Raw genomic sequence first — 20,766 nt, forward strand, 5'->3', positions numbered from 1 at the left:
GAAGTGGGGCGAATTATAGGCCTCCAGAATCTGCCGTCAACCACTATTTACGCCTTTTTGGCAGAAGAGGCCTTTTTAGCCATTAAACGCGGGATTCGACGGGCTAAAGGCGGTAGCCGCAGCACTAACAGCAGCGCACCTATAGATGCATAGATCGCCCACTCCTTCAGGTCCGCACGCACAATCCAGAGCATATGCAGCAATCCGAGCCCAAGAATTACATAACCCAGGCGATGTAACTTCTTCCAGCGAACGCCCAATCGTCGCTGACTATATCGATTGGACGTCACCGCCAATGCCAGCAAACCAAGAAAACCCAGCGCCCCGACAATAATGTAAGGCCGCTTGCGCAGCTCGACACCCAGCTGCGACCAGTCAAAACCTAGAATGAATGCGCAGTAACTACCGAGGTGGAGCAGCACATAGGCAAAACACCACAACCCCAACTGTCGCCGTACGGCAAACCACCCCGACCAACCGGTGAGCTTCTGCAAAGGCGTCATGCTCAACGTTACCAGCAGCAGAACAAGTGCCCCCAAACCCCATCGATCGACCAGCACCTTGCCTGGATCCGGCCCGAGGAGATCCTCCCAAGCCTGGTACAACCACAGCAGCGGCCACACCAACGCCACGACAAAGACGCCGATACGCCAAAACGGATGGCGCATCAGTAATTCTTCCTCAGGTCGAGCCCCGTATATAGAGAAGCGACTTCTTCTGAATAGCCGTTGAACATTTGCGTGTCGCGCACATTGGGCTTGAACAAACCGCTGGGCAAGCGGCGTTCACGAGCCTGAGTCCAGCGAGGATGATCAACAGTGGGGTTCACGTTCGCATAAAAGCCATATTCATCCGAAGCAATACTCTGCCAGGTGGTTTTCGGCTGCTCACTGACCAGACTGATGCGGACGATGGACTTGATGCTCTTGAAGCCATACTTCCAAGGCACCACCAAACGCAGCGGCGCGCCGTTTTGATTAGGTAATTCACGCCCGTACATTCCAACGGCAAGAATCGCCAACGGGTTCATCGCCTCATCCAGACGCAGCCCTTCTATATACGGCCAGTCGATCAAGGCAAAACCGGAACGCTGGCCCGGCATACTTTTCGGATCCAGCAGCGTTTCGAAACGGATGAATCTGGCTTTCGAGGTCGGCTCGACCTCCTTGAGCAAGGCCGAGAGGGGAAAACCGATCCAGGGAATGACCATCGACCAGGCTTCCACACAGCGCAGTCGGTAGACTCGCTCTTCCAACTGATACGGTTTCATGAAGTCTTCCAGCGCATACCGCCCTGGCTTGCCCACCTCCCCGTCCACCACCACCGACCACGGCTCCGTCTTCAGCGCGCCGGCATTGGCGGCCGGATCACCTTTGTCGGTACCGAACTCGTAGAAGTTGTTGTAGTGGGTCGCATCCTTGAAAGGCGTGATCGCCTCATCCTTGACGTTGATCGCGCCCCACCTGGTAGCCGGAAGCTTTTCGCTGAACCAGGAAGGCGCCTTGCCGGATTCAACATCCGGGTAGCGCGCACTGTCGCCAGCGCTGGCCCATTGCGGCAGGCTGCCCAAGGCGAAGCCGGCAACCGTGGCACCGAGCACATTGCGTCGAGATAGATAGAGGGATTCAGGCGTGACGTCCGACTCATGGCAGTCGGACGCTTTGGAGACTTTGATCAGCATGGTTACTCCGCAGCTCTGGAGGACAGATGCACCCATAGACTGCGGAGTATGAGGGAAATTACACGCTCTTGTTACGACGAAGACGTAACAGGTATTGAACCGGGCCCGAGGCTGCATAGGCGAGAAACACCAGCAGCAGGATGCGCGGCGGATCACTGAACACCACTGCGAACACCAGCACCACAGCGAGGATTGCCACGAACGGCACACGGCCTTTCAGGTCCAACTCCTTGAAGCTGTTGTACTTGATGTTGCTGACCATCAGCATGCCGGCCGCAGCCACCATCAACGCAACCAGGAAAGACATTTTGGAGCCCTGGATGCCGTAATCGCTGAACGCCCAGACAATGCCCGCAACAACACCCGCCGCCGCGGGGCTGGCCAGACCGATGAAATAGCGCTTGTCCGCCGTACCGACCTGAGTGTTGAAGCGCGCCAGACGCAACGCCGCACCCGCTACATAAATGAAGGCGACCATCCAGCCAACCTTGCCCATGTCACCCAGGGCCCAACCGAAGGCCAGCAATGCCGGCGCAACGCCAAAGGCAACCATGTCCGACAGCGAGTCATATTCGGCGCCGAAGGCACTCTGGGTATTGGTCATGCGGGCAACGCGACCATCGAGGCCGTCGAGCACCATGGCAACGAAAATCGCGATGGCGGCAAAAGCAAAGTACTTGCTCGCATTGACCGAGTCGCCGGCGCTCAAGGCAGCCTGCGCACTCATCGAGTTGATGATGGAATAGAACCCCGCGAACAGGTTCGCAGTGGTGAACAGATTCGGCAGAAGATAGATACCACGATGCCGGACTTTACGACCTTCAGCGTCATGCCCTTCCTCGACATGTTCATCGATGGGCAGCAGGCTTTCGGCGTCAGAAGCCTGGTTTGGCTCTTCGGGGCGTTCGCTCATGGACATTACCTTGCAACGGGGTGGAAAGTTTGGACAGGTGTCTGGGACGACGGTTCGGCCGCAAACGATGCAGCTTTATACCAGAACCGGCCTCCCAAACGAAAAAACGCGGCCGAAGCCGCGTTTTTCCTACAAGCGCGTGACTTAGTTCTTGGCTTTGTCGACGATCTTGTTGGCACCGATCCACGGCATCATGGAGCGCAGTTGCTCACCGATGATTTCGATACCGTGAGCGGCGTTGTTACGACGCTTGGCGGTCATCGAAGGATAGCCGGTAGCGCCTTCGCTGATGAACATCTTGGCGTATTCGCCGTCCTGAATACGTTTCAGGGCGTTGCGCATGGCCTGACGGGATTCGGCGTTGATGACTTCCGGGCCGGTCACGTATTCGCCGTATTCGGCGTTGTTGGAGATCGAGTAGTTCATGTTGGCGATACCGCCTTCGTACATGAGGTCAACGATCAGCTTCAGTTCGTGCAGGCACTCGAAGTAGGCCATTTCCGGCGCGTAGCCAGCTTCAACCAGAGTTTCGAAACCGGCTTTGACCAGTTCAACCGTACCGCCGCACAGAACGGCTTGCTCGCCGAACAGGTCGGTTTCAGTCTCGTCCTTGAAGGTGGTTTCGATGATGCCGGTACGACCGCCGCCAACGCCGGCAGCGTAGGACAGAGCGACGTTCTTGGCGTTGCCCGAGGCGTCCTGGTAGATAGCGATCAGGTCAGGGATACCGCCGCCCTTCACGAACTCGGAACGTACGGTGTGGCCTGGTGCCTTCGGCGCGATCATGATCACGTCGAGGTCAGCGCGCGGCACAACCTGGTTGTAGTGGATCGCGAAGCCGTGGGAGAAGGCCAGGGTGGCGCCTTTCTTGATGTTCGGCTCGATTTCGTTCTTGTACAGGGAGGACTGGAATTCGTCCGGGGTCAGGATCATGACCAGGTCGGCAGCCGCGACAGCGGAAGCAACGTCGGTCACTTTCAGGCCATGGGCTTCAGCCTTGGCAACGGTAGCCGAACCTTTACGCAGGCCGACGGTCACGTCAACGCCGGAATCTTTCAGGTTGCACGCTTGAGCGTGGCCCTGGGAACCGTAACCGATGATGGCAACTTTCTTGCCCTGGATGATCGACAGGTCGCAGTCTTTATCGTAGAAAACTTTCATGAATTTCCCCTATATCAGGCCGTTCAGGCCGTTCGCTAATTTGGTTTAGATGCTGAGTACTTTGTCGCCGCGGGCAATGCCGGTCACGCCACTACGGACGGTTTCCAGAATCGAGGCGGTGCCAATGGACTGAATGAAGCTGTCGAGCTTGTCGCTGGTACCGGTCAGTTGAACGGTATACACGCTGGCGCTGACATCGACGATCTGTCCACGGTAAATATCGGTAGTGCGCTTGATCTCGGCGCGCTGGGCGCCGGTGGCCTTGACCTTGACCAGCATCAGTTCGCGCTCGATGTGAGCACTCTCCGACAGGTCGACCAGTTTTACCACTTCGATCAGCTTGTTCAGGTTCTTGGTGATCTGCTCGATGATTTCATCGTGGCCAACTGTGGTCAGCGTCAGACGCGACAGGGTCGGGTCTTCGGTTGGCGCCACGGTCAGGCTTTCGATGTTGTAGTTGCGCTGCGAGAACAGACCAACCACACGAGACAGAGCGCCAGGTTCGTTTTCCAGAAGCAAGGAAATAATGTGCCGCATGATTAGGTACGCTCCGTCTTGCTCAGCCACATATCGCGCATGGAGCCGTCTTTGATTTGCATCGGGTAGACGTGCTCGCTGGTATCGACCGAAATATCGATCACTACCAGGCGATCTTTCATGGCGAACGCCTCTTCCATCTTCGACTTCAAATCTTTCGATTCGGTGATGCGTACGCCGACGTGACCATAGGCCTCAGCCAGCTTGACGAAGTCAGGCAACGACTCCATGTAGGAGTGCGAGTGACGGCTGCCATAGCTCATGTCCTGCCACTGACGAACCATGCCCAGCACGCCGTTGTTCAGGATGACGATTTTTACCGGCAAACCGTATTGCAGACAGGTGGACAGTTCCTGAATGTTCATCTGGATGCTGCCCTCGCCCGTTACACAGGCGACGTCCGCATCCGGGAAGCTCAACTGAATGCCCATGGCCGCAGGGAAACCGAAGCCCATGGTGCCGAGGCCACCAGAGTTGATCCAACGGTTCGGCTTGTTGAACTTGTAGTACTGCGCGGCGAACATTTGGTGCTGACCCACGTCGGAGGTCACAAAGGCGTCGCCCTTGGTCACTTCGCACAGGGTTTCGATCACGGTTTGCGGTTTGATCTTGCTGCCGTCGCCCTTGTCATACGGGAACAGGCCGCGATCACCACGCCACTCGTCAACCTGCTTCCACCAGCTGGCAACGGACTCCTTGTTCGGGGTCTCGCCGATTTCCTTGAGGATCGCGACCATTTCAGTCAGGACGCTCTCAACCGGACCAACGATAGGCACGTCGGCCTTGATGGTCTTGGAGATCGAAGCCGGGTCGATGTCGATGTGAATGATCTTGGCGTTCGGGCAGAACTTCGATGCACCGTTGATGACACGGTCGTCGAAACGCGCGCCGACAGCGAGGATCACGTCAGCATGGTGCATCGCCAGGTTGGCGGTGTAGCTGCCGTGCATGCCGAGCATGCCGATGAACTGACGGTCGGTGCCAGGGTAGCCACCGAGGCCCATCAGGGTATTGGTCACTGGCAGATTGAGCATCTTCGCCAGTTCGGTCAGTGGTGCGGAACCGCCACCAAGGATCACGCCGCCGCCCGAGTACAACACGGGACGCTTGGCCGCCAGGAGCATTTCTGCCGCCTTGCGGATTTGACCGGAGTGACCACGAACAGCCGGGCTGTAGGAGCGCAACTTGGCTTTTTTCGGGAAGACGTATTCGAACTTCTCGGCCGGGTTGGTCATGTCTTTCGGGATATCGACAACGACCGGACCAGGACGACCGGATTGCGCCAGATAGAAGGCTTTCTTCATGACTTCCGGGATTTCCGACGCGTGCTTGATCATGAAGCTGTGCTTCACGATCGGCCGGGAGATACCGATCATGTCGGTTTCCTGGAACGCATCGGTGCCGACCATGGTGCTCGGCACCTGGCCGGAAATGATCACCATCGGAATGGAGTCCATATAGGCCGTGGCGATACCGGTGATGGCGTTTGTTGCACCAGGACCGGAAGTTACCAGAACCACACCGGCTTTACCGGTGGCACGGGCGTAGCCGTCAGCCATATGGGTAGCCGCTTGCTCGTGACGAACCAGGATGTGGGTCACTTCCGGTTCTTTGAACAGGGCATCGTAAACATGAAGAAGAGCACCACCCGGGTACCCGTAGATATATTTGACGCCTTCGTCGCGCAAAAAGCGGACGAGCATCTCACCGCCAGATAAAAGCTCCACGTTGCTCACCTCTAAAACGCCAGAATACCGTCCACGAAATATGGGACGGGTCTTAATAGGTTTACTTCTCGGCAGAGCATGAGCGACGGTGGTCGCCGACTACGTCAGCACTGACTGAGCAAGTATTGGGATCGTCCCAAGTGTTGCGGGCTTTTCCCACCCAGCGCGAGGTAACGCGTTGCGGGTGTAACAGGTCGACGCGGATATGCGCCTCATGATCTGCCGAGAGGGTCTGCTTCTGGCAGTCCCTGTACAGCGGACTTTGGATTCTTCTGTTTCGTCCCTCGCAAGTCAAGCCGTCTAAGTGTTTTATTCTAGTAAGCACATGAGAACGCAAGAAAAAACCCATAAACCGCCAGCGCGTTAGCTCCAATTGCGCAACTTTTGCCAAGAATTGGCACGCGAACGCACTGACGCAGCATCGGCCAATGACATACAGAAAGTGATTGTAGATAACTGCCAGCGGGCGCTGGCAGCTTCTGGCTCAGCGGGACGCCGTGATCAACTGATCAAACTGTTTGAGCAATACCTGCAACTGCCGGTCCTTGCCCTGGACATTGCGTCCGGCAAAGACCATTTCAGCCATTTCCTGAATGCCCGAAGCGTTGGGTAGCGGCAAATTCTGCTCAAGGATCATCTTCATGCGTGGCAGGAAGATCCATTGCAGCCATTGCTCGAAATCCAGTGTATCGACCGAAAAAGGCTCGACACTGGAAAGCGCTTCAGCAGATGGCGAGACTTCATCCCACCACCCTTGCACCCGCAACTCACGCTCGATCAACAACAGTTGATCGGCGATTTTCAGAAAGCGCGCGTCCATCACCCCGTTACCTTGGCCTTCTGACGAGCCAATGCCGCGCCCTGGGAGTCACCCTGTTTTTCACGCGCCTGGCCAATCAGCTCCCACAAGTTGGCCTGTAGGGCCGGACGACCATTGGCAAAGGTCAGCCCACGGCGAGCGAACTGCTCGGCTTGGGCCGCATCGCCTTGAGCCATGCGCACCTGCGCCAGACGATAAAGCACCTGCGGCTCACGCGGGGCAACGCGCTGGGCGCGTTCGAGGCTGGAGGAGGCACCATTGAGATCACCGCTCGCCTGTTGCTGTTGAGCGGTGGTCAGCAAGGCCAATACCGGGCCGTCGAGTTGCTCGTCTGCAGAAAGTCCGCCCGAACTGGCCGACGGAATCCCGCTTGGCGACGACGGTATGTTGTAGCTGCCCTGATTGATCGGCGCCGACTGGACCGGCGACGTGTCAATTGGCCCCGGCGTGATCGGACCCGGGGTTATCGGCGTGGTGCTGATCGGCGTCGAAGTCGTTGCAGCGCCTGGCACCATCACCACTACACCGCTGTCACCTTGCGGAATCGCCTGGGTCCGGGACTGACCTTGTGCAGGGCGCTTGACGGTCGTCTGGCGGAAGCCGCCATTGGCCGAGATCCGCTCACTGTTGGACACGGCGGTGCCGGAGTCCACGACCGGGATCGAGCCACGTTGTACGGTGGAGCAACCGCTGAGCAAAGCTACGGCGGCAACCGCTGGAATCAACCACTTGTTCACTTGAAACCCTCTTTGCTTAATTCATCCAGCCCTTGACCCAATCCATCACCGACTCAGCAGGGTTTTCACCACCGCAAGCAGCGCCGGGAGGCGGTTCGCTGCCGCGAATATACGGCATCTGCACGGCACCTGGGCAACCGGCGTCAGAACCTTGCCCGGTACGGGAATCGACCCAGGCCTGAACAATATTATCCGGCTGCGGCATGTCCAGCGGCAACGGGTCGGCCTTGCGCATGAAGCTGGTCCAGACCTGCAAGGCTCCGGTGGCACCGGTAAAAGGCGTCTTGCCGTTGTCATCGCGCCCCAGCCAGACCACCGCCAGCAAGTCCTGACTGAAACCGGCAAACCAACTGTCCCGCGAGTCGTTACTGGTACCGGTCTTACCCGCCAGGGTCAGGGTCCTTGGCAACACGTTGTAAACCGAGCTGCCGGTACCTTCACGCATCACGCGCTGCATGGCGCTCTGGATCAGGTAAATGGAGGCCGGATCGAAACGCTGCTGAATCTGGAACGGATAACGCTTGAGCGGCTCGCCCTCGGCAGTCAGCACACTACGAATCCCGCGCATCGGCGTATTGAAGCCGCCGTTGGCGAGGGTCTGATACATGGTCGCCACTTCGATTGGCGTCATGCCACCGGCCCCGAGCAACATCGACGGGAAGGCCGGGAATTCACGAGTCACACCCAGGCGCTCCAGCGTCTTCAGGACGTTGGGTACACCGACCGCCAAACCGAGACGCGCGGTCGACAGGTTGTAGGAATGCGCCAGGCCTTGATAGAGGAAGACCGTACCGTGAGAACGACGATCGTAGTTCTGCGGTTTCCAGACCTGACCATCGGCGCCCTTGACCGAGAAGGACTCGTCCGACAGCCAACTGGTCAATGTGTACTGACTCGGTTTCTCCAGCGCGGTCAGATAAACCGCCGGCTTGATCAGCGAGCCGATCGGCCGCACCGCGTCCAGCGCCCGGTTGAACCCGGCAAAACTGGCCTGGCGACTGCCGATCATGGCCTGCACTTCACCGGTCTCCGGGTTGGTCACGACCATTGCCGCTTCGACGTCATCGGAACCCTTGCGCCCCGACAGACGCTTGAAGGTGTCGTTGACCGAAGCCTCAGCCTTCATCTGCAGGATCGGGTCGAAACTGGTGAAGATCCGCAGCCCCTCCTCGGTCAAGTCTTCGTCGCGATAGTCTTCGCGCAACTGACGCTTGACCAGATCGAGGAAGCCGGGGAACGAGCTGTCCGCCAGACTGCCGCGCTTGGTCACGCCCAGCGGCATTTTCTTCGCCGCCTCAACCTGCTCGGCGGTAGCGACGCCCTGCTCTTGCAGCACATCGAGTACCAGGTTGCGCCGCTCAAGGGCGCGCTCCGGATTACGGCGCGGATTGTAGGAGGATGGCCCCTTGACCATGCCCACCAGCAACGCCACCTGATGCAGCTTGAGTTCGGCCAGCGGCTGGCTGAAGAAGAACTGACTGGCGAGACCGAAACCATGCACCGCGCGCTGGCCGTCCTGCCCGATAAACACTTCATTGAGGTAAGCCTCAAGGATTTCGCGCTTGTCGTAATGCAGTTCAAGCAGCAGCGCCATCATTGCTTCGGTGAGTTTGCGGCTCAGGCTGCGCTCGTTGGTCAGGTAGAAGTTTTTGACCAATTGCTGAGTCAGGGTACTGCCGCCCTGGCGCATGCGACCGGACGAACCGTTGACCCAGACTGCACGGGCGATCGACTTCGGCGAAACACCAAAGTGATGATAAAAATCGCGATCCTCGACCGCCACCAGCGTTTCAAGCAAGTACGGTGGCACCTGATCGATCTTGATCAGGATCCGGTCTTCGAGGTTTTTCGGGTACAGCCCGCCGATCAGTAGCGGCTCCAGGCGCACCACCGACAGTTTCGAGCCTTTTGCTCCCGACAACTCGGCCACGTAATCGCCGGAGAAGCGCACCCGCACCGGTTGTGCCTGCTCCATGCCTTCATAGAACTGGAAGCCACGGGTGTTCAGATCAACGACATTACCGTTGACCGACGCCGCGCCCGGGCCATTGGCCACGCTTTCACGGCGATAGCCCAAGGCATCGAGTTCGGTCAGGAAATCGTCCCTGCTCAGCTTTTGTCCGACGAACAGCTCGAGCGGACGCGCGTAAACCTTGGCCGGGATAGTCCAGCGCTTGCCGGAGAACTTCTCCTGGACGATTGCATCAAGGTAAACGGCGAATCCGGCCAGCACTACCAGGCCGACCAGACTGAGTTTAATGGCCCAGCCCAGCCACGGGCGCAGGCCCCTGGAGGGTGGTTTTTTTGGGGTACGGGGAGTTCGGGTACGAGTCATGGCGGCGGATTATACGCACTTTATTCATACTCAACAGGAGCGCTCCGAGGTTTGCGCCAAGCGGACTTACGGCCATAATGACGGCCTTGATTTTCCAGACTCTGAAGGATCGCCTGTGAGCCAGTCCCTGATCGCTGCCCTGCAAAACCCTGCCCTCTACCCGCATCCTGTAGACGGATTCCAGGTCATCGAAACCCATATTTCCTGGGTCGTTCTCACGGGCCCCTTCGCTTATAAAGTGAAGAAGCCGGTCAATTTCGGTTTTCTCGATTTCACCAGCCTTGAGGCTCGCGAACACTTTTGCGCCGAAGAACTGCGCCTGAATCAGCGCCTGACCGAAGATTTGTACCTGGAAGTGCTGCCCGTCACCGGCAGCGCCGAGGCTCCGCAACTGGGTGGCGAAGGCCCGGCCATCGAATATGTACTGAAGATGCGCCAGTTCCCGCAAAACGGATTACTGAGCACCCTTCAAGCCAATGGCGAACTGACCACCGCACACATCGACGAGATGGCCGAGCAAATCGCCCGCTTCCACCTCAGCGCACCGAAAGTACCGGCCGGGCACGAAGCCGGCACACCGGACAGCGTCATGGCACCGGTGCGGCAGAACTTCGAACAGATCCGTCCGTTCCTCAGCGATAAAGCCGATCTGTTGCAACTCGACGCCCTGCAAGCCTGGGCCGAAAGCAGCTTCGAGCGCCTCAAACCGCTGTTCGCCCAGCGCAAGGCCGAAGGTTTCATTCGTGAATGCCACGGTGATATCCACTTGGGCAACGCTACCGTGATCGACGGCAAGGTCGTGATCTTCGACTGCATCGAGTTCAACGAACCGTTTCGCTTTACCGACGTTTATGCCGATACCGGCTTCCTGGCGATGGACCTGGAAGACCGCGGCCTGAAGTGCCTTGCGCGCCGTTTCATCAGCCAGTACCTGGAACTGACCGGCGACTATCGCGGCCTCGAACTGCTGAACTTCTATAAAGCCTACCGTGCACTGGTTCGCGCCAAGGTCGCCCTGTTCAGCATGCCGGCCGAAGCCAGTGCGGTGCAGCGCGCCACGACCCTGCGCCAGTACCGCAACTACGCCAACCTGGCGGAAAGCTACAGCACCATTCCTTCGCGCTTCATGGCCATTACCCACGGCGTTTCCGCAGTCGGCAAGAGCCATGTCGCCATGCGTTTGGTCGAAGCCCTGGGCGCGATTCGCTTGCGCTCCGATGTCGAGCGCAAGCGTCTGTTCGGCGAGCAAACCGTCGAGAATGACGTACAGGCCGGCATCTATAGCGCCGACGCCAGCGCGGCGACCTATGCCCGCCTGCATGAAATCGCCGACGTCATTCTGCGTGCTGGCTTCCCGGTGGTGGTCGACGCCACTTACCTCAAGCGTGATCAGCGTGACAGTGCAGCGAAGATTGCCGAGGCCACGGGCGCCCCTTTCCTGATCCTCGACTGCAATGCGCCTCAGGCCGTGATCGAAAGCTGGCTGGCCGTGCGCCAGGCAGACAAGAAAGACCCGTCCGACGCCACCCTGGCTGTTATCGCAGCCCAGCAAGCCAGCCGTGAAGCGCTGACACCCGCAGAAATCCTCTGCAGCAAGCGCGTCCAGACCAATGAAAGCGGGACGCTCGATACCGTTGTCGCGCAAATTCGCCAGCGTCTTCCGGGCCTGTAAGAAACCATTTCAGTCGTGAGGCCCGCGCCGGCTTCACGACTGTCAAATAGTGGCACTATACTGGCGTCATAAAACCATCAGGTGATGCGACATGAGCCAGCCTAAACTTCTCGACACACCGCTTTATGCCCTGCTGCACAAAGACGACATCAGAAGCTTCAACAGTGAGCGCCCCAAGGATGGCCCCATCGATATGGTGGGTGGAGACTTCCGGGGGCTGGACCTGCGCGAACTGAATGCCGACGGTGTGGATTTCAGCAACGCCTACTTCCGCTCCGCCGACTTGCGCGGCATCGACTTCAGCAAAGCGAACCTGGAAGGCGCGAGCCTGGCCCACGCACAAATCTCCGGCGCCTACTTTCCAGTGGAGCTCAGCGCCGACGAAATCCTGATGTCGATGAACTTCGGCACACGATTGCGCTATCGCACCCGCTGATAAACGTCGCGGACTGACACGTCCAGCGCCCCTCGTTGCGCTGGACTGCGGGAATGCTCACCCGTAATTCCTGACTATTCCCCACCTATTCCTCCCGCGTTCGCGGATTTTTCACGCTCTGCCAATACTCGTCTCTTAGAAGCATTTGCGTCGAAAACCAGCAAACAATCACGCGTTTCCTACTGATGGCTACACTCCTCAGAAGATTGCCCACGCTCTCCATTCGGCCATCGCAAGGAGGCTTGATGAATGATGAACTGCAACACCTGAAGAATCTTGGCAAGACGTCAGCGCAATGGCTGCATGCCGTGGGCATCCATAGCGCTTCGGACTTGCGTCGCCTCGGGGCGGTGGATGCTTACCGGGCCGTGCGCACGCGCGGTTTTCGGGCGTCCAAGGTGTTGTTGTACGCAATTGAAGGTGCCCTGATGGACGTTCACTGGAACGACATTCCTGCCGAGCGCAAGGAAGCGTTGAACAAACAACTGGAAGCTATCTCTTCACGCCACAAGAACTGATCCGGCAAATATTTCCGAAGCTTTGCAACCTGAAAACCAATGATTACGGGGCCTGCAGAAGTAAATTCAGCGAATCGCAAAGAAACCAAAAAACAGCGGTTGACTTGGTAATGAGAATCGATATGATTATCGCAACTGGTCGCAAGACTGGTCGATATTCTGAAAAGCCCTTGGTTCGGACTCTCGGATTATCTCCTCATCAGGCTAATCACGGTTATTTGACCCGGCTCTTGCCGGGTCTTTTTTTGCCTGTTGAAAAGTACTGACGGGGTCCGGCGATGGATGCTCCATGCAGAGCACGGCGACACAGGTGTGTCAGGCGCATAAACAGCTTTCTTCAAAGGTTTCCCGGGCATCGAAGGAGCAGGCCAAGTATCCTCGTCGACAGGCACTTGTACCCTACGGGCAAGACGGCCCTTTGATAATTGTTAGTATTTGACCGTCAAGCTCGGACATATCTGCTCACGAGTTGCGGGACCGAGGATAGACATGAAGTTGCTTTGCGCAGGTGCCGAACTGGTCAATGACAGCAGTCGCGGGTTCGACATTGATGGCCAAAAGTTTTTTGCGGTGCGCCGCAGCGGACAGGTTTATGTCTATATCAATCGCTGTCCGCACCGGGGCGTCGGCCTGGAGTGGCATCCCGACCAGTTTCTCGACCCCAGCAACAGCCTGATCCAGTGCGCCACCCATGGCGCACTGTTTCTGATCGAAGACGGTGAATGCGTCGCCGGCCCTTGCGCGGGGCAAGCCTTGACCAGTGTGAGCTGTCGCGAGGATGAACAAGGGATCTGGATCAACCTTTAGCCACCCGGCAACACGTCCAGACGCCGGTCGACCCGCATTTCTTCGTGACTCAAGCGCACGCCGTAAGCCAACACCTCGACCCCACAGGCCATCGCTTCACGCAAGGCCTGCGCATAAGCCGCATCGATTTCCTGCGCCGGGCGCACGGCCTCGATATCGGTCAGGCAGACACAGTACAACTGCACCGCGCGAATACCGTCCCTGGCCAGATGGGCCAGCTCCCGCAGATGCTTGGCGCCACGCTGGGTGACCGCGTCGGGAAACGCCGCCACCGCCGTACCGTCGAAACCCAGGGTCACGCTTTTGACCTCGACGTAGGCAGGCCCTTCGGGGTAATCGAGCCGGAAATCGATACGACTGTTTTCCTGACCGTAAGCCACTTCACGCTTGAGCCCGGTAAATCCGTTCAATTCCGTGATGACGCCCGCTCGCAGCGCCTCTTCGATCAAACCATTGGCCCGGGCAGTGTTCACGCAAAACAGCCGCCCTTGCGGGGTTTCACCAATCTCCCAAGTGCCAGGCAACTTGCGTTTCGGGTCGTTGGAGCGGCTGAACCAGACCTGCCCGCCCTCGACCTGACAATTGAGCATCGAGCCCGTATTCGGGCAGTGAATGGTCAGCAACTCGCCGTCAACGGTTTCGATGTCGGCGAGAAAACGCTTGTAACGACGGATCAGGCGACCTTCTTCGAGGGGAGGATGAAAATGCATCAGCCTTGCCAGCTCCGCAAACCACGAGCGATACGCTCCACCGCCTCCTGCAAACGCTCAAGATTCTGCGTATAGGCAAACCGCACGTGATGCCCGGCCTGATAACGCCCGAAATCCAGCCCCGGGGTGAATGCCACATGTTCGGTTTCGAGAAAGTGCTTACAGAACGCGAAGGCATCGCCGCCAAACTTGCCGATATCGGCGTACAAGTAGAAAGCCCCTTCTGGCTCCACGGCAATGCCGAACCCCATCTCTCGCAAGGCCGGCAGCAGGTAATCCCGGCGCCGACCAAATTCGGCGCGACGCTCTTCGAGAATACTGATGGTTGCTGGCTCGAAACAGGCCAGCGCAGCGTACTGCGCCATGCTCGGAGCACTGATATAGAGATTCTGGGCGAGTTTTTCCAGCTCACCGACGGCAGCGTCGGGAGCCACCAGCCATCCGAGCCGCCAACCGGTCATCCCGAAATACTTCGAAAAACTGTTCAGAACGAATGCACTGTCGTCGACTTCCAGCACGCTGGCCGCATCGGTGCCGTAGGTCAGGCCGTGATAAATCTCGTCGACCACCAGATGACCGTGGCGCTCCTTGATCGCGACAGACAGCTTCGCCAGTTCGTCGCGGGTCAGGATCGTGCCGGTCGGATTGGCCGGCGACGCCACCAATGCACCAACACTGTCGTGATCCCAATGACGTTCGATCAGTCCAGGTGTCAACTGATAACGCACATCCGGACCGACCGGCACCAGTTGTGCCGCGCCCTCCACCAATCGCAGAAAGTGCCGGTTACATGGGTAGCCCGGATCCGCCAGCAGCCAGTGTTTACCGGGATCTACCAGCAAAGCGCTGGCCAGCAGCAACGCGCCGGACCCACCAGGTGTGATGAGGATGCGCCGCGGGTCGATGTTCAAACCGTAACGCTGCTGATAAAAGCCCGAAATGGCCTCACGCAGCTCAGGAATTCCGCGCGCGGCGGTGTAACGGGTCCGCCCTGCCGCCAGAGCAGCCTGGCCGGCCTGGATGATCGGTTCGGCAGTGGTGAAGTCCGGCTCACCGATTTCGAGGTGGATCACGTCATGGCCGGCCGCCTGCAACTCGTTGGCTCGCGCCAACAGCGCCATTACATGGAAAGGTTCGATTGCGCGACTGCGGGCACTGTAGGGCTGAGCCATTGGCCTTCCTTCAACGGGAAAAAAAACGATTCTACCCAAGCGCAGGAACGAGCGAGAACCTAATGCGGTCAGAGGCCTTATAACTCCCGGCCGCAAACGACTCAAGCGCGAGCGCAAGGTTTGACTAAAATCAATAATTGAGCAGGGTTCCAGAGCCACCAGTCAACGGTTTGTCATCATTGGCAAGCACCCTGTGCCGCGAGCTCGACATCCGGGAGTAGCGCGGCCCGAGTTGATCTGGTAAGTTCGCCCGCTTGCAGCCGCAGGGCCGGCAGGTGCCGGTGATGGAGCAATCCTGCGCAGATGGATTACAAGAGTAGAGGCGGTCTATTTCATGTCCACCCAAGCAAAGCAGCAAAACCAGACGATCAGCGGCTTCGAGCCCTATGTTCAGAAAGCCGGCGAAGAGTACATGGGCGAGCCCATGCGCAAGCACTTCACCAAGGTTCTGAATCAGTGGAAAAAAGAGCTGATGGAAGGTGTCGACAAGACCGTGGACCACATGAAGGACGAAGCGGCCAACTTTCCTGATCCGGCAGACCGTGCCAGCCAGGAAGAGGAATTCGCCCTCGAACTGCGTGCCCGCGATCGTGAACGCAAGTTGATCAAGAAGATCGACAAGACACTTCAGCTGATCGAAGACGAAGAGTACGGCTGGTGTGAATCCTGCGGCATCGAGATCGGCGTCAAGCGCCTCGAAGCGCGTCCTACCGCCGACCTGTGCATCGACTGCAAGACCCTGGCGGAAATCAAGGAAAAGCAAGTCGGCAAATAATTGCGACTTGAACGAAGAACGGAGCGTGCGAACGCTCCGTTTTTGTTTCTAAAATTCGCCTAGGCAAAACACTGTGGGAGCGAGCCTGCTCGCGAAGGGTCCATCAACTTCAACATTGATGCTGGCTGATACACCCCGCTTTCGCGAGCAGGCTCGCTCCCACAGGTGCCTGGCGCAAGTCCGGAACAAGTGACATTGCATTCATGACCGCCACCTCCCCCACTTACATCGGTCGCTTCGCCCCCACGCCCAGTGGCCACCTGCATTTCGGTTCACTGGTCGCAGCGCTAGCCTCCTACCTTGACGCGCGCTCGGTGGGCGGACGCTGGCTGATGCGCATGGAGGACCTTGACCCGCCCCGCGAGGAACCCGGCGCCCAGATGGCCATTCTCAAGGCACTGGAAAGCTATGGCTTCGAGTGGGATGGCGACCTGGTTCGCCAAAGCGAACGGCACGATGCCTACGCCGAGGTGCTCAATCGCCTGTTCAGTCATGGTCTGGCCTACGCCTGCACCTGCTCGCGCAAACAGCTGGAACCGTATCACGGGATTTATCCGGGGCTGTGCCGCAATGCCGGCCATGGCGCCGACGATGCGGCCATCCGCCTGCGCGTACCGGAACTGGAATACCACTTCATCGACCGGGTGCAGGGCGAATACCGCCAACATCTGGGCCGGGAAGTCGGCGACTTTGTGATCCGCCGCCGCGATGGACTCTACGCCTATCAATTGGCCGTGGTCCTGGACGATGCCTGGCAGGGCATCACCGATATCGTTCGGGGTGCCGACCTGCTGGACTCCACGCCCCGCCAGCTCTACCTGCAAGAACTGCTCGGCCTGCCTCAACCGCGTTATCTGCACATCCCGCTGATTACTCAGCCTGATGGCAATAAACTGGGTAAATCCTACCGCTCGCCGCCGTTGACCGATGATCAGGCAACACCGCTGTTGCTGCGGGCGCTACGCGCACTGGGGCAGAACCCGGGAACCGAACTGGCTTACGCCACGCCACGGGAAGTGCTGAACTGGGGCATTGCCCACTGGGATGCCTCGTTGATCCCGCGCACACTGAGCCTGCCCGAGGCACAGCTGCTGTGATCGCACTTGCAGTGGCGCGCCCATCCGTTACCATCGCCGCACGTTTTCGGGCACGCGCATAAAAAAGAGAGGCCGGGATGTACATCTATCGCTTGGTCCTGCTTTTGGTAGTGGGGATTTACCTGTTTTCCCCGGCCATCATGGATTGGTGGATCGACGCCACTGGCGCCTGGTATCGCCCTTATCTGCTCTGGCTGATTCTGATCGTCGTGACCTTCATCCTGCAGAGCCAAAAAGATGCCGATGAGCTTTAGCCTGACCCAGATGATCCTGATCAGCGCCGCGTACCTGGCGGTGCTGTTCGGTGTGGCCTGGATCAGTGAACGGGGCATGATCCCCCGGGCGATCATTCGCCACCCACTGACCTACACCCTGTCACTGGGCGTCTATGCCAGTGCCTGGGCGTTTTACGGCACCGTGGGCCTGGCCTATCAGTACGGCTACGGTTTTCTGTCCAGCTACCTGGGCGTTTCCGGGGCATTTCTGCTGGCGCCGGTGCTGCTCTACCCGATCCTGAAGATCACCCGCACTTATCAACTGTCGTCCCTGGCGGACTTGTTTGCCTTCCGCTTCCGCAGCACCTGGGCCGGAGCGCTGACCACGATTTTCATGCTGGTCGGCGTATTGCCGTTGCTGGCCTTGCAGATTCAGGCGGTCGCCGACTCCATCGGCATCCTCACCCGAGAGCCGGTGCAGCATCGCGTGGCCCTGAGCTTCTGCGCGTTGATTACGCTGTTCACGATTTTCTTCGGTTCCCGCCACATTGCCACCCGCGAAAAGCATGAAGGCCTGGTGTTCGCGATTGCGTTCGAATCGGTGATCAAGCTGATCGCCCTCGGCGGCGTCGGGCTGTATGCGCTTTACGGCGTGTTCGACGGCCCGCAACAGCTGGAACTGTGGCTGCTGCAAAACCAGACCGCGCTCGCGGCCCTGCACACGCCATTGCAGGAAGGCCCGTGGCGCACCCTGTTGCTGGTGTTCTTCGCCTCGGCCATCGTGATGCCGCACATGTATCACATGACCTTCACCGAGAACCTCAACCCGCGTTCGCTGGTCAGTGCGAGCTGGGGCCTGCCGTTGTTCCTGCTGCTGATGAGCCTGGCGGTACCGCTGATTCTCTGGGCCGGCCTGAAACTCGGTGCCACCACTAATCCGGAATACTTCACCCTGGGCATCGGTATCGCCGCCAACAGCAAGGCGCTGGCGTTGCTGGCGTATGTCGGCGGGCTGTCCGCCGCCAGTGGCCTGATCATCGTCACCACCCTGGCGCTGTCCGGGATGGCCTTGAACCACCTGGTGCTGCCGCTGTATCAACCTCCGGCCGAAGGCAACATCTACCGCTGGCTGAAGTGGACCCGCCGGGCGCTGATTGTCGCGATCATCATGGCCGGCTACGGCTTCTACCTGATGCTCGGTGCCGAGCAGGACCTGGCCAACCTCGGCATTGTCGCGTTCGTCGCCACGTTGCAGTTCCTGCCGGGCGTGCTCTCGGTCCTGTACTGGCCGACCGCCAACCGTCGCGGCTTCATCGCCGGCTTGCTGGCGGGGATTCTGGTGTGGCTGGTGACCATGTTGTTGCCGCTGGTTGGCAACCTGCAAGGCTTCTACATTCCACTGCTGAACATGATCTACGTGCTGGACGACACCAGCTGGCACATGGCGGCGATTGCCTCGCTGGCGGCCAACGTGCTGATGTTCACCCTGATCTCGCTGTTCACCAACGCCAGCACCGAAGAGGCCAGCGCTGCCGAAGCCTGCGCCGTGGATAACGTGCGCCGCCCGCAACGCCGGGAACTGCACGCCGCCTCGCCCCAGGAATTCGCCACGCAACTGGCCAAGCCATTGGGTGCAAAAGCGGCGCAGAAAGAAGTGGAACAGGCCCTGCGCGATCTCTATCTGCCCTTCGACGAGCGTCGACCGTATGCCCTGCGCCGCTTGCGTGACCGCATCGAGGCCAACCTCTCCGGCCTGATGGGCCCGAGCGTGGCCCAGGACATGGTCGAGACGTTCCTGCCGTACAAGGCTGGCGGCGAAAACTACGTCACCGAAGACATTCACTTCATCGAAAGCCGCCTCGAGGATTACCACTCGCGCCTGACTGGCCTGGCCGCCGAACTCGATGCCCTGCGCCGCTATCACCGCCAGACCCTGCAGGAGTTGCCGATGGGCGTTTGCTCGCTGGCCAAGGATCAGGAAATCCTCATGTGGAACAAGGCCATGGAGGAACTCACCGGTATCGCCGCACAGCGCGTGGTCGGTTCGCGCCTGAGCACCATTGCCGACCCGTGGAAGGAGTTGCTGCAAGGCTTCATCAATCTGCCGGACGAACACTTGCACAAGCAGCACCTGGCCCTCGACGGCCAGACACGTTGGTTGAACCTGCACAAAGCCGCGATCGACGAACCCCTCGCGCCGGGCAACAGTGGCCTGGTGTTGCTGGTGGAAGACTTGACCGAAACCCAGATGCTCGAGGACAAACTGGTGCACTCCGAGCGCCTGGCCAGCATCGGTCGACTGGCGGCCGGCGTGGCCCATGAAATCGGCAACCCGATCACCGGTATCGCGTGCCTGGCGCAGAACCTGCGCGAAGAACGTGAAGAAGACGGCGAGCTGAAGGAAATCAGCGGGCAGATCCTCGAACAGACCAAACGCGTGTCGCGCATTGTCCAGTCGCTGATGAGCTTTGCCCATGCCGGCAGCCATCAGCACAGCGACGAGCCCGTCTGTCTGGCCGAAGTGGCTCAGGATGCCATCGGCCTGCTGGCCCTGAACCGACGCAATTTCGAAGTGCAGTTCTACAACCTGTGCGACCCCGAACACTGGGTCGAAGGCGACCCGCAACGGCTGGCCCAGGTATTGATCAACCTGCTCTCAAACGCCCGTGACGCCTCGCCTCCCGGCAGTGCGGTACGGGTCAAGAGCGAAGCCGGCGAACACACGGTCGATCTGATCGTGGAAGACGAAGGCAGCGGTATTCCGTCGAGCATCATGGACCGATTGTTCGAACCTTTCTTCACCACCAAGGACCCTGGCGAAGGCACCGGTCTGGGCCTTGCACTGGTCTATTCCATCGTTGAAGAGCATTATGGACAAATCACCATCGACAGCCCGGCTGATGTTCAAAGCCAACGCGGCACCCGAATCAGGGTTACCTTGCCGCGTCATGTCGAAGCGACGTCCGCTGTGAACTGAGACCGTCGAGAGTATCGAATCAATGCCGCACATTTTGATCGTCGAAGACGAAACCATTATCCGCTCCGCCTTGCGCCGCCTGCTGGAACGTAACCAGTACCAGGTCAGCGAAGCCGGTTCAGTGCAGGAAGCACAAGAACGCTTCACCATTCCCTCGTTCGATCTGATCATCAGTGACCTGCGCCTGCCGGGCGCGCCTGGTACGGAATTGATCAAGCTCGCCCAAGGCACGCCGGTGCTGATCATGACCAGCTATGCCAGCCTGCGCTCGGCGGTCGACTCGATGAAAATGGGCGCGGTGGATTACATTGCCAAGCCATTCGACCACGACGAAATGCTGCAAGCCGCCGCACGAATCCTGCGTGACCGACAAACGGTACAGGCCGGCGCTGAGCCGGCTGCCGGCAAAGCCGCCAACGGCGCGGCGAAATCCGGTGTCGACAACAGCAACGGTGAAATCGGCATTATTGGCTCCC

At 59.0% G+C, this 20,766-nt stretch carries 20 protein-coding genes; 9 read left to right on the forward strand and 11 right to left on the reverse strand.

What is annotated here, in order from left to right:
* Nucleotides 1-47: 47 nt before the first annotated feature.
* From msrQ to mrcB, 9 genes are all read right to left on the reverse strand, one after another.
* Nucleotides 48-668, reverse strand: coding sequence for a protein-methionine-sulfoxide reductase heme-binding subunit MsrQ (gene msrQ, locus PMI29_RS23060; protein ID WP_007995306.1), 621 nt, complete (start codon nucleotides 666-668; stop codon nucleotides 48-50).
* Nucleotides 668-1,681: a protein-methionine-sulfoxide reductase catalytic subunit MsrP gene (msrP, locus tag PMI29_RS23055; RefSeq protein ID WP_007995307.1), complete on the reverse strand. Its 1,014-nt coding sequence runs from the start codon at nucleotides 1,679-1,681 to the stop codon at nucleotides 668-670. Before msrP ends, msrQ begins: the two co-directional genes overlap by 1 nt.
* Nucleotides 1,682-1,739: 58 nt before the next feature.
* Entirely contained in the window at nucleotides 1,740-2,594 is an 855-nt protein-coding gene (gene pssA / locus PMI29_RS23050) for a CDP-diacylglycerol--serine O-phosphatidyltransferase (RefSeq protein WP_007995308.1), read from the reverse strand.
* Nucleotides 2,595-2,738: 144 nt separating this feature from the next.
* On the reverse strand, nucleotides 2,739-3,755 hold the full coding sequence (ilvC, locus tag PMI29_RS23045; RefSeq protein ID WP_003228216.1) for a ketol-acid reductoisomerase: 1,017 nt from the start codon (nucleotides 3,753-3,755) through the stop codon (nucleotides 2,739-2,741).
* A 45-nt stretch (nucleotides 3,756-3,800) separates the two neighbouring features.
* The gene (gene ilvN / locus PMI29_RS23040; protein WP_003205610.1) at nucleotides 3,801-4,292 is read right to left on the reverse strand and encodes an acetolactate synthase small subunit; all 492 of its coding nucleotides are present in this window, start codon (nucleotides 4,290-4,292) and stop codon (nucleotides 3,801-3,803) included.
* 2 nt (nucleotides 4,293-4,294) lie between these two features.
* On the reverse strand, nucleotides 4,295-6,019 hold the full coding sequence (locus PMI29_RS23035; RefSeq protein WP_007995309.1) for an acetolactate synthase 3 large subunit: 1,725 nt from the start codon (nucleotides 6,017-6,019) through the stop codon (nucleotides 4,295-4,297).
* A 484-nt stretch (nucleotides 6,020-6,503) separates the two neighbouring features.
* The gene (locus PMI29_RS23030; RefSeq protein ID WP_007995310.1) at nucleotides 6,504-6,839 is read right to left on the reverse strand and encodes a YqcC family protein; all 336 of its coding nucleotides are present in this window, start codon (nucleotides 6,837-6,839) and stop codon (nucleotides 6,504-6,506) included.
* Nucleotides 6,839-7,576, reverse strand: coding sequence for a tetratricopeptide repeat protein (locus PMI29_RS23025; RefSeq protein ID WP_007995311.1), 738 nt, complete (start codon nucleotides 7,574-7,576; stop codon nucleotides 6,839-6,841). The genes PMI29_RS23030 and PMI29_RS23025 overlap by 1 nt, the downstream gene beginning before the upstream one ends.
* 16 nt (nucleotides 7,577-7,592) lie before the next feature.
* Nucleotides 7,593-9,911 carry a penicillin-binding protein 1B gene (gene mrcB / locus PMI29_RS23020; protein ID WP_007995312.1) on the reverse strand — a complete coding sequence of 773 codons (2,319 nt, stop codon included), beginning with the start codon at nucleotides 9,909-9,911 and terminating at the stop codon, nucleotides 7,593-7,595.
* A 115-nt stretch (nucleotides 9,912-10,026) separates the two neighbouring features.
* Between mrcB and PMI29_RS23015 the strand changes: the two genes are divergently transcribed.
* From PMI29_RS23015 to PMI29_RS23000, 4 genes are all read left to right on the forward strand, one after another.
* On the forward strand, nucleotides 10,027-11,583 hold the full coding sequence (locus PMI29_RS23015) for a bifunctional aminoglycoside phosphotransferase/ATP-binding protein (RefSeq protein ID WP_007995313.1): 1,557 nt from the start codon (nucleotides 10,027-10,029) through the stop codon (nucleotides 11,581-11,583).
* A gap of 91 nt (nucleotides 11,584-11,674) precedes the next feature.
* The gene (locus tag PMI29_RS23010) at nucleotides 11,675-12,019 is read left to right on the forward strand and encodes a pentapeptide repeat-containing protein (protein WP_007995314.1); all 345 of its coding nucleotides are present in this window, start codon (nucleotides 11,675-11,677) and stop codon (nucleotides 12,017-12,019) included.
* A 245-nt stretch (nucleotides 12,020-12,264) separates the two neighbouring features.
* On the forward strand, nucleotides 12,265-12,537 hold the full coding sequence (locus PMI29_RS23005; RefSeq protein ID WP_007971093.1) for a TfoX/Sxy family protein: 273 nt from the start codon (nucleotides 12,265-12,267) through the stop codon (nucleotides 12,535-12,537).
* A gap of 489 nt (nucleotides 12,538-13,026) precedes the next feature.
* On the forward strand, nucleotides 13,027-13,344 hold the full coding sequence (locus PMI29_RS23000) for a Rieske (2Fe-2S) protein (protein ID WP_007995317.1): 318 nt from the start codon (nucleotides 13,027-13,029) through the stop codon (nucleotides 13,342-13,344).
* Here the strand turns inward: PMI29_RS23000 and sfsA are convergent.
* Both sfsA and PMI29_RS22990 read right to left on the reverse strand, forming a co-directional pair.
* Entirely contained in the window at nucleotides 13,341-14,054 is a 714-nt protein-coding gene (sfsA, locus tag PMI29_RS22995; RefSeq protein ID WP_007995318.1) for a DNA/RNA nuclease SfsA, read from the reverse strand. The two genes, PMI29_RS23000 and sfsA, sit on opposite strands and share 4 nt — an antisense overlap.
* The gene (locus PMI29_RS22990; RefSeq protein WP_007995320.1) at nucleotides 14,054-15,226 is read right to left on the reverse strand and encodes a pyridoxal phosphate-dependent aminotransferase; all 1,173 of its coding nucleotides are present in this window, start codon (nucleotides 15,224-15,226) and stop codon (nucleotides 14,054-14,056) included. Before PMI29_RS22990 ends, sfsA begins: the two co-directional genes overlap by 1 nt.
* 334 nt (nucleotides 15,227-15,560) lie before the next feature.
* Here PMI29_RS22990 and dksA point away from each other — a divergent pair, with 334 nt between their 5' ends.
* The 5 genes from dksA to PMI29_RS22965 all read left to right on the forward strand — a co-directional run.
* Entirely contained in the window at nucleotides 15,561-16,001 is a 441-nt protein-coding gene (dksA, locus tag PMI29_RS22985) for an RNA polymerase-binding protein DksA (protein WP_007995322.1), read from the forward strand.
* Between the two features lie 203 nt (nucleotides 16,002-16,204).
* Nucleotides 16,205-17,098, forward strand: a complete 894-nt coding sequence (gene gluQRS / locus PMI29_RS22980) for a tRNA glutamyl-Q(34) synthetase GluQRS (RefSeq protein WP_007995324.1) — start codon at nucleotides 16,205-16,207, stop codon at nucleotides 17,096-17,098.
* Between the two features lie 77 nt (nucleotides 17,099-17,175).
* Nucleotides 17,176-17,352 carry a hypothetical protein gene (locus PMI29_RS31710; RefSeq protein WP_003176118.1) on the forward strand — a complete coding sequence of 59 codons (177 nt, stop codon included), beginning with the start codon at nucleotides 17,176-17,178 and terminating at the stop codon, nucleotides 17,350-17,352.
* Nucleotides 17,336-20,290 carry a sensor histidine kinase gene (locus PMI29_RS22970; protein ID WP_007990065.1) on the forward strand — a complete coding sequence of 985 codons (2,955 nt, stop codon included), beginning with the start codon at nucleotides 17,336-17,338 and terminating at the stop codon, nucleotides 20,288-20,290. Before PMI29_RS31710 ends, PMI29_RS22970 begins: the two co-directional genes overlap by 17 nt.
* Nucleotides 20,291-20,312: 22 nt before the next feature.
* On the forward strand, nucleotides 20,313-20,766 hold a 454-nt coding region (locus PMI29_RS22965), incomplete at its 3' end, for a response regulator (protein ID WP_007995327.1).

It is taken from the genome of Pseudomonas sp. GM49 (assembly GCF_000282355.1).
Lineage (GTDB): Bacteria > Pseudomonadota > Gammaproteobacteria > Pseudomonadales > Pseudomonadaceae > Aquipseudomonas.

What these genes read in the sequence shown, in the direction of transcription:
- sfsA (WP_007995318.1), bottom strand. Translation starts at nt 14,054, where the DNA reads ATGCATTTTCATCCTCCCCTCGAAGAAGGTCGCCTGATCCGTCGTTAC.
- gluQRS (WP_007995324.1), top strand. Translation starts at nt 16,205, where the DNA reads ATGACCGCCACCTCCCCCACTTACATCGGTCGCTTCGCCCCCACGCCC.
- PMI29_RS22970 (WP_007990065.1), top strand. Translation starts at nt 17,336, where the DNA reads ATGCCGATGAGCTTTAGCCTGACCCAGATGATCCTGATCAGCGCCGCG.
- PMI29_RS23010 (WP_007995314.1), top strand. Translation starts at nt 11,675, where the DNA reads ATGAGCCAGCCTAAACTTCTCGACACACCGCTTTATGCCCTGCTGCAC.
- PMI29_RS23005 (WP_007971093.1), top strand. Translation starts at nt 12,265, where the DNA reads ATGAATGATGAACTGCAACACCTGAAGAATCTTGGCAAGACGTCAGCG.
- mrcB (WP_007995312.1), bottom strand. Translation starts at nt 9,911, where the DNA reads ATGACTCGTACCCGAACTCCCCGTACCCCAAAAAAACCACCCTCCAGG.
- PMI29_RS23030 (WP_007995310.1), bottom strand. Translation starts at nt 6,839, where the DNA reads ATGGACGCGCGCTTTCTGAAAATCGCCGATCAACTGTTGTTGATCGAG.
- PMI29_RS31710 (WP_003176118.1), top strand. Translation starts at nt 17,176, where the DNA reads ATGTACATCTATCGCTTGGTCCTGCTTTTGGTAGTGGGGATTTACCTG.
- msrP (WP_007995307.1), bottom strand. Translation starts at nt 1,681, where the DNA reads ATGCTGATCAAAGTCTCCAAAGCGTCCGACTGCCATGAGTCGGACGTC.
- PMI29_RS22990 (WP_007995320.1), bottom strand. Translation starts at nt 15,226, where the DNA reads ATGGCTCAGCCCTACAGTGCCCGCAGTCGCGCAATCGAACCTTTCCAT.
- msrQ (WP_007995306.1), bottom strand. Translation starts at nt 668, where the DNA reads ATGCGCCATCCGTTTTGGCGTATCGGCGTCTTTGTCGTGGCGTTGGTG.
- ilvC (WP_003228216.1), bottom strand. Translation starts at nt 3,755, where the DNA reads ATGAAAGTTTTCTACGATAAAGACTGCGACCTGTCGATCATCCAGGGC.
- ilvN (WP_003205610.1), bottom strand. Translation starts at nt 4,292, where the DNA reads ATGCGGCACATTATTTCCTTGCTTCTGGAAAACGAACCTGGCGCTCTG.
- pssA (WP_007995308.1), bottom strand. Translation starts at nt 2,594, where the DNA reads ATGAGCGAACGCCCCGAAGAGCCAAACCAGGCTTCTGACGCCGAAAGC.
- PMI29_RS23000 (WP_007995317.1), top strand. Translation starts at nt 13,027, where the DNA reads ATGAAGTTGCTTTGCGCAGGTGCCGAACTGGTCAATGACAGCAGTCGC.
- dksA (WP_007995322.1), top strand. Translation starts at nt 15,561, where the DNA reads ATGTCCACCCAAGCAAAGCAGCAAAACCAGACGATCAGCGGCTTCGAG.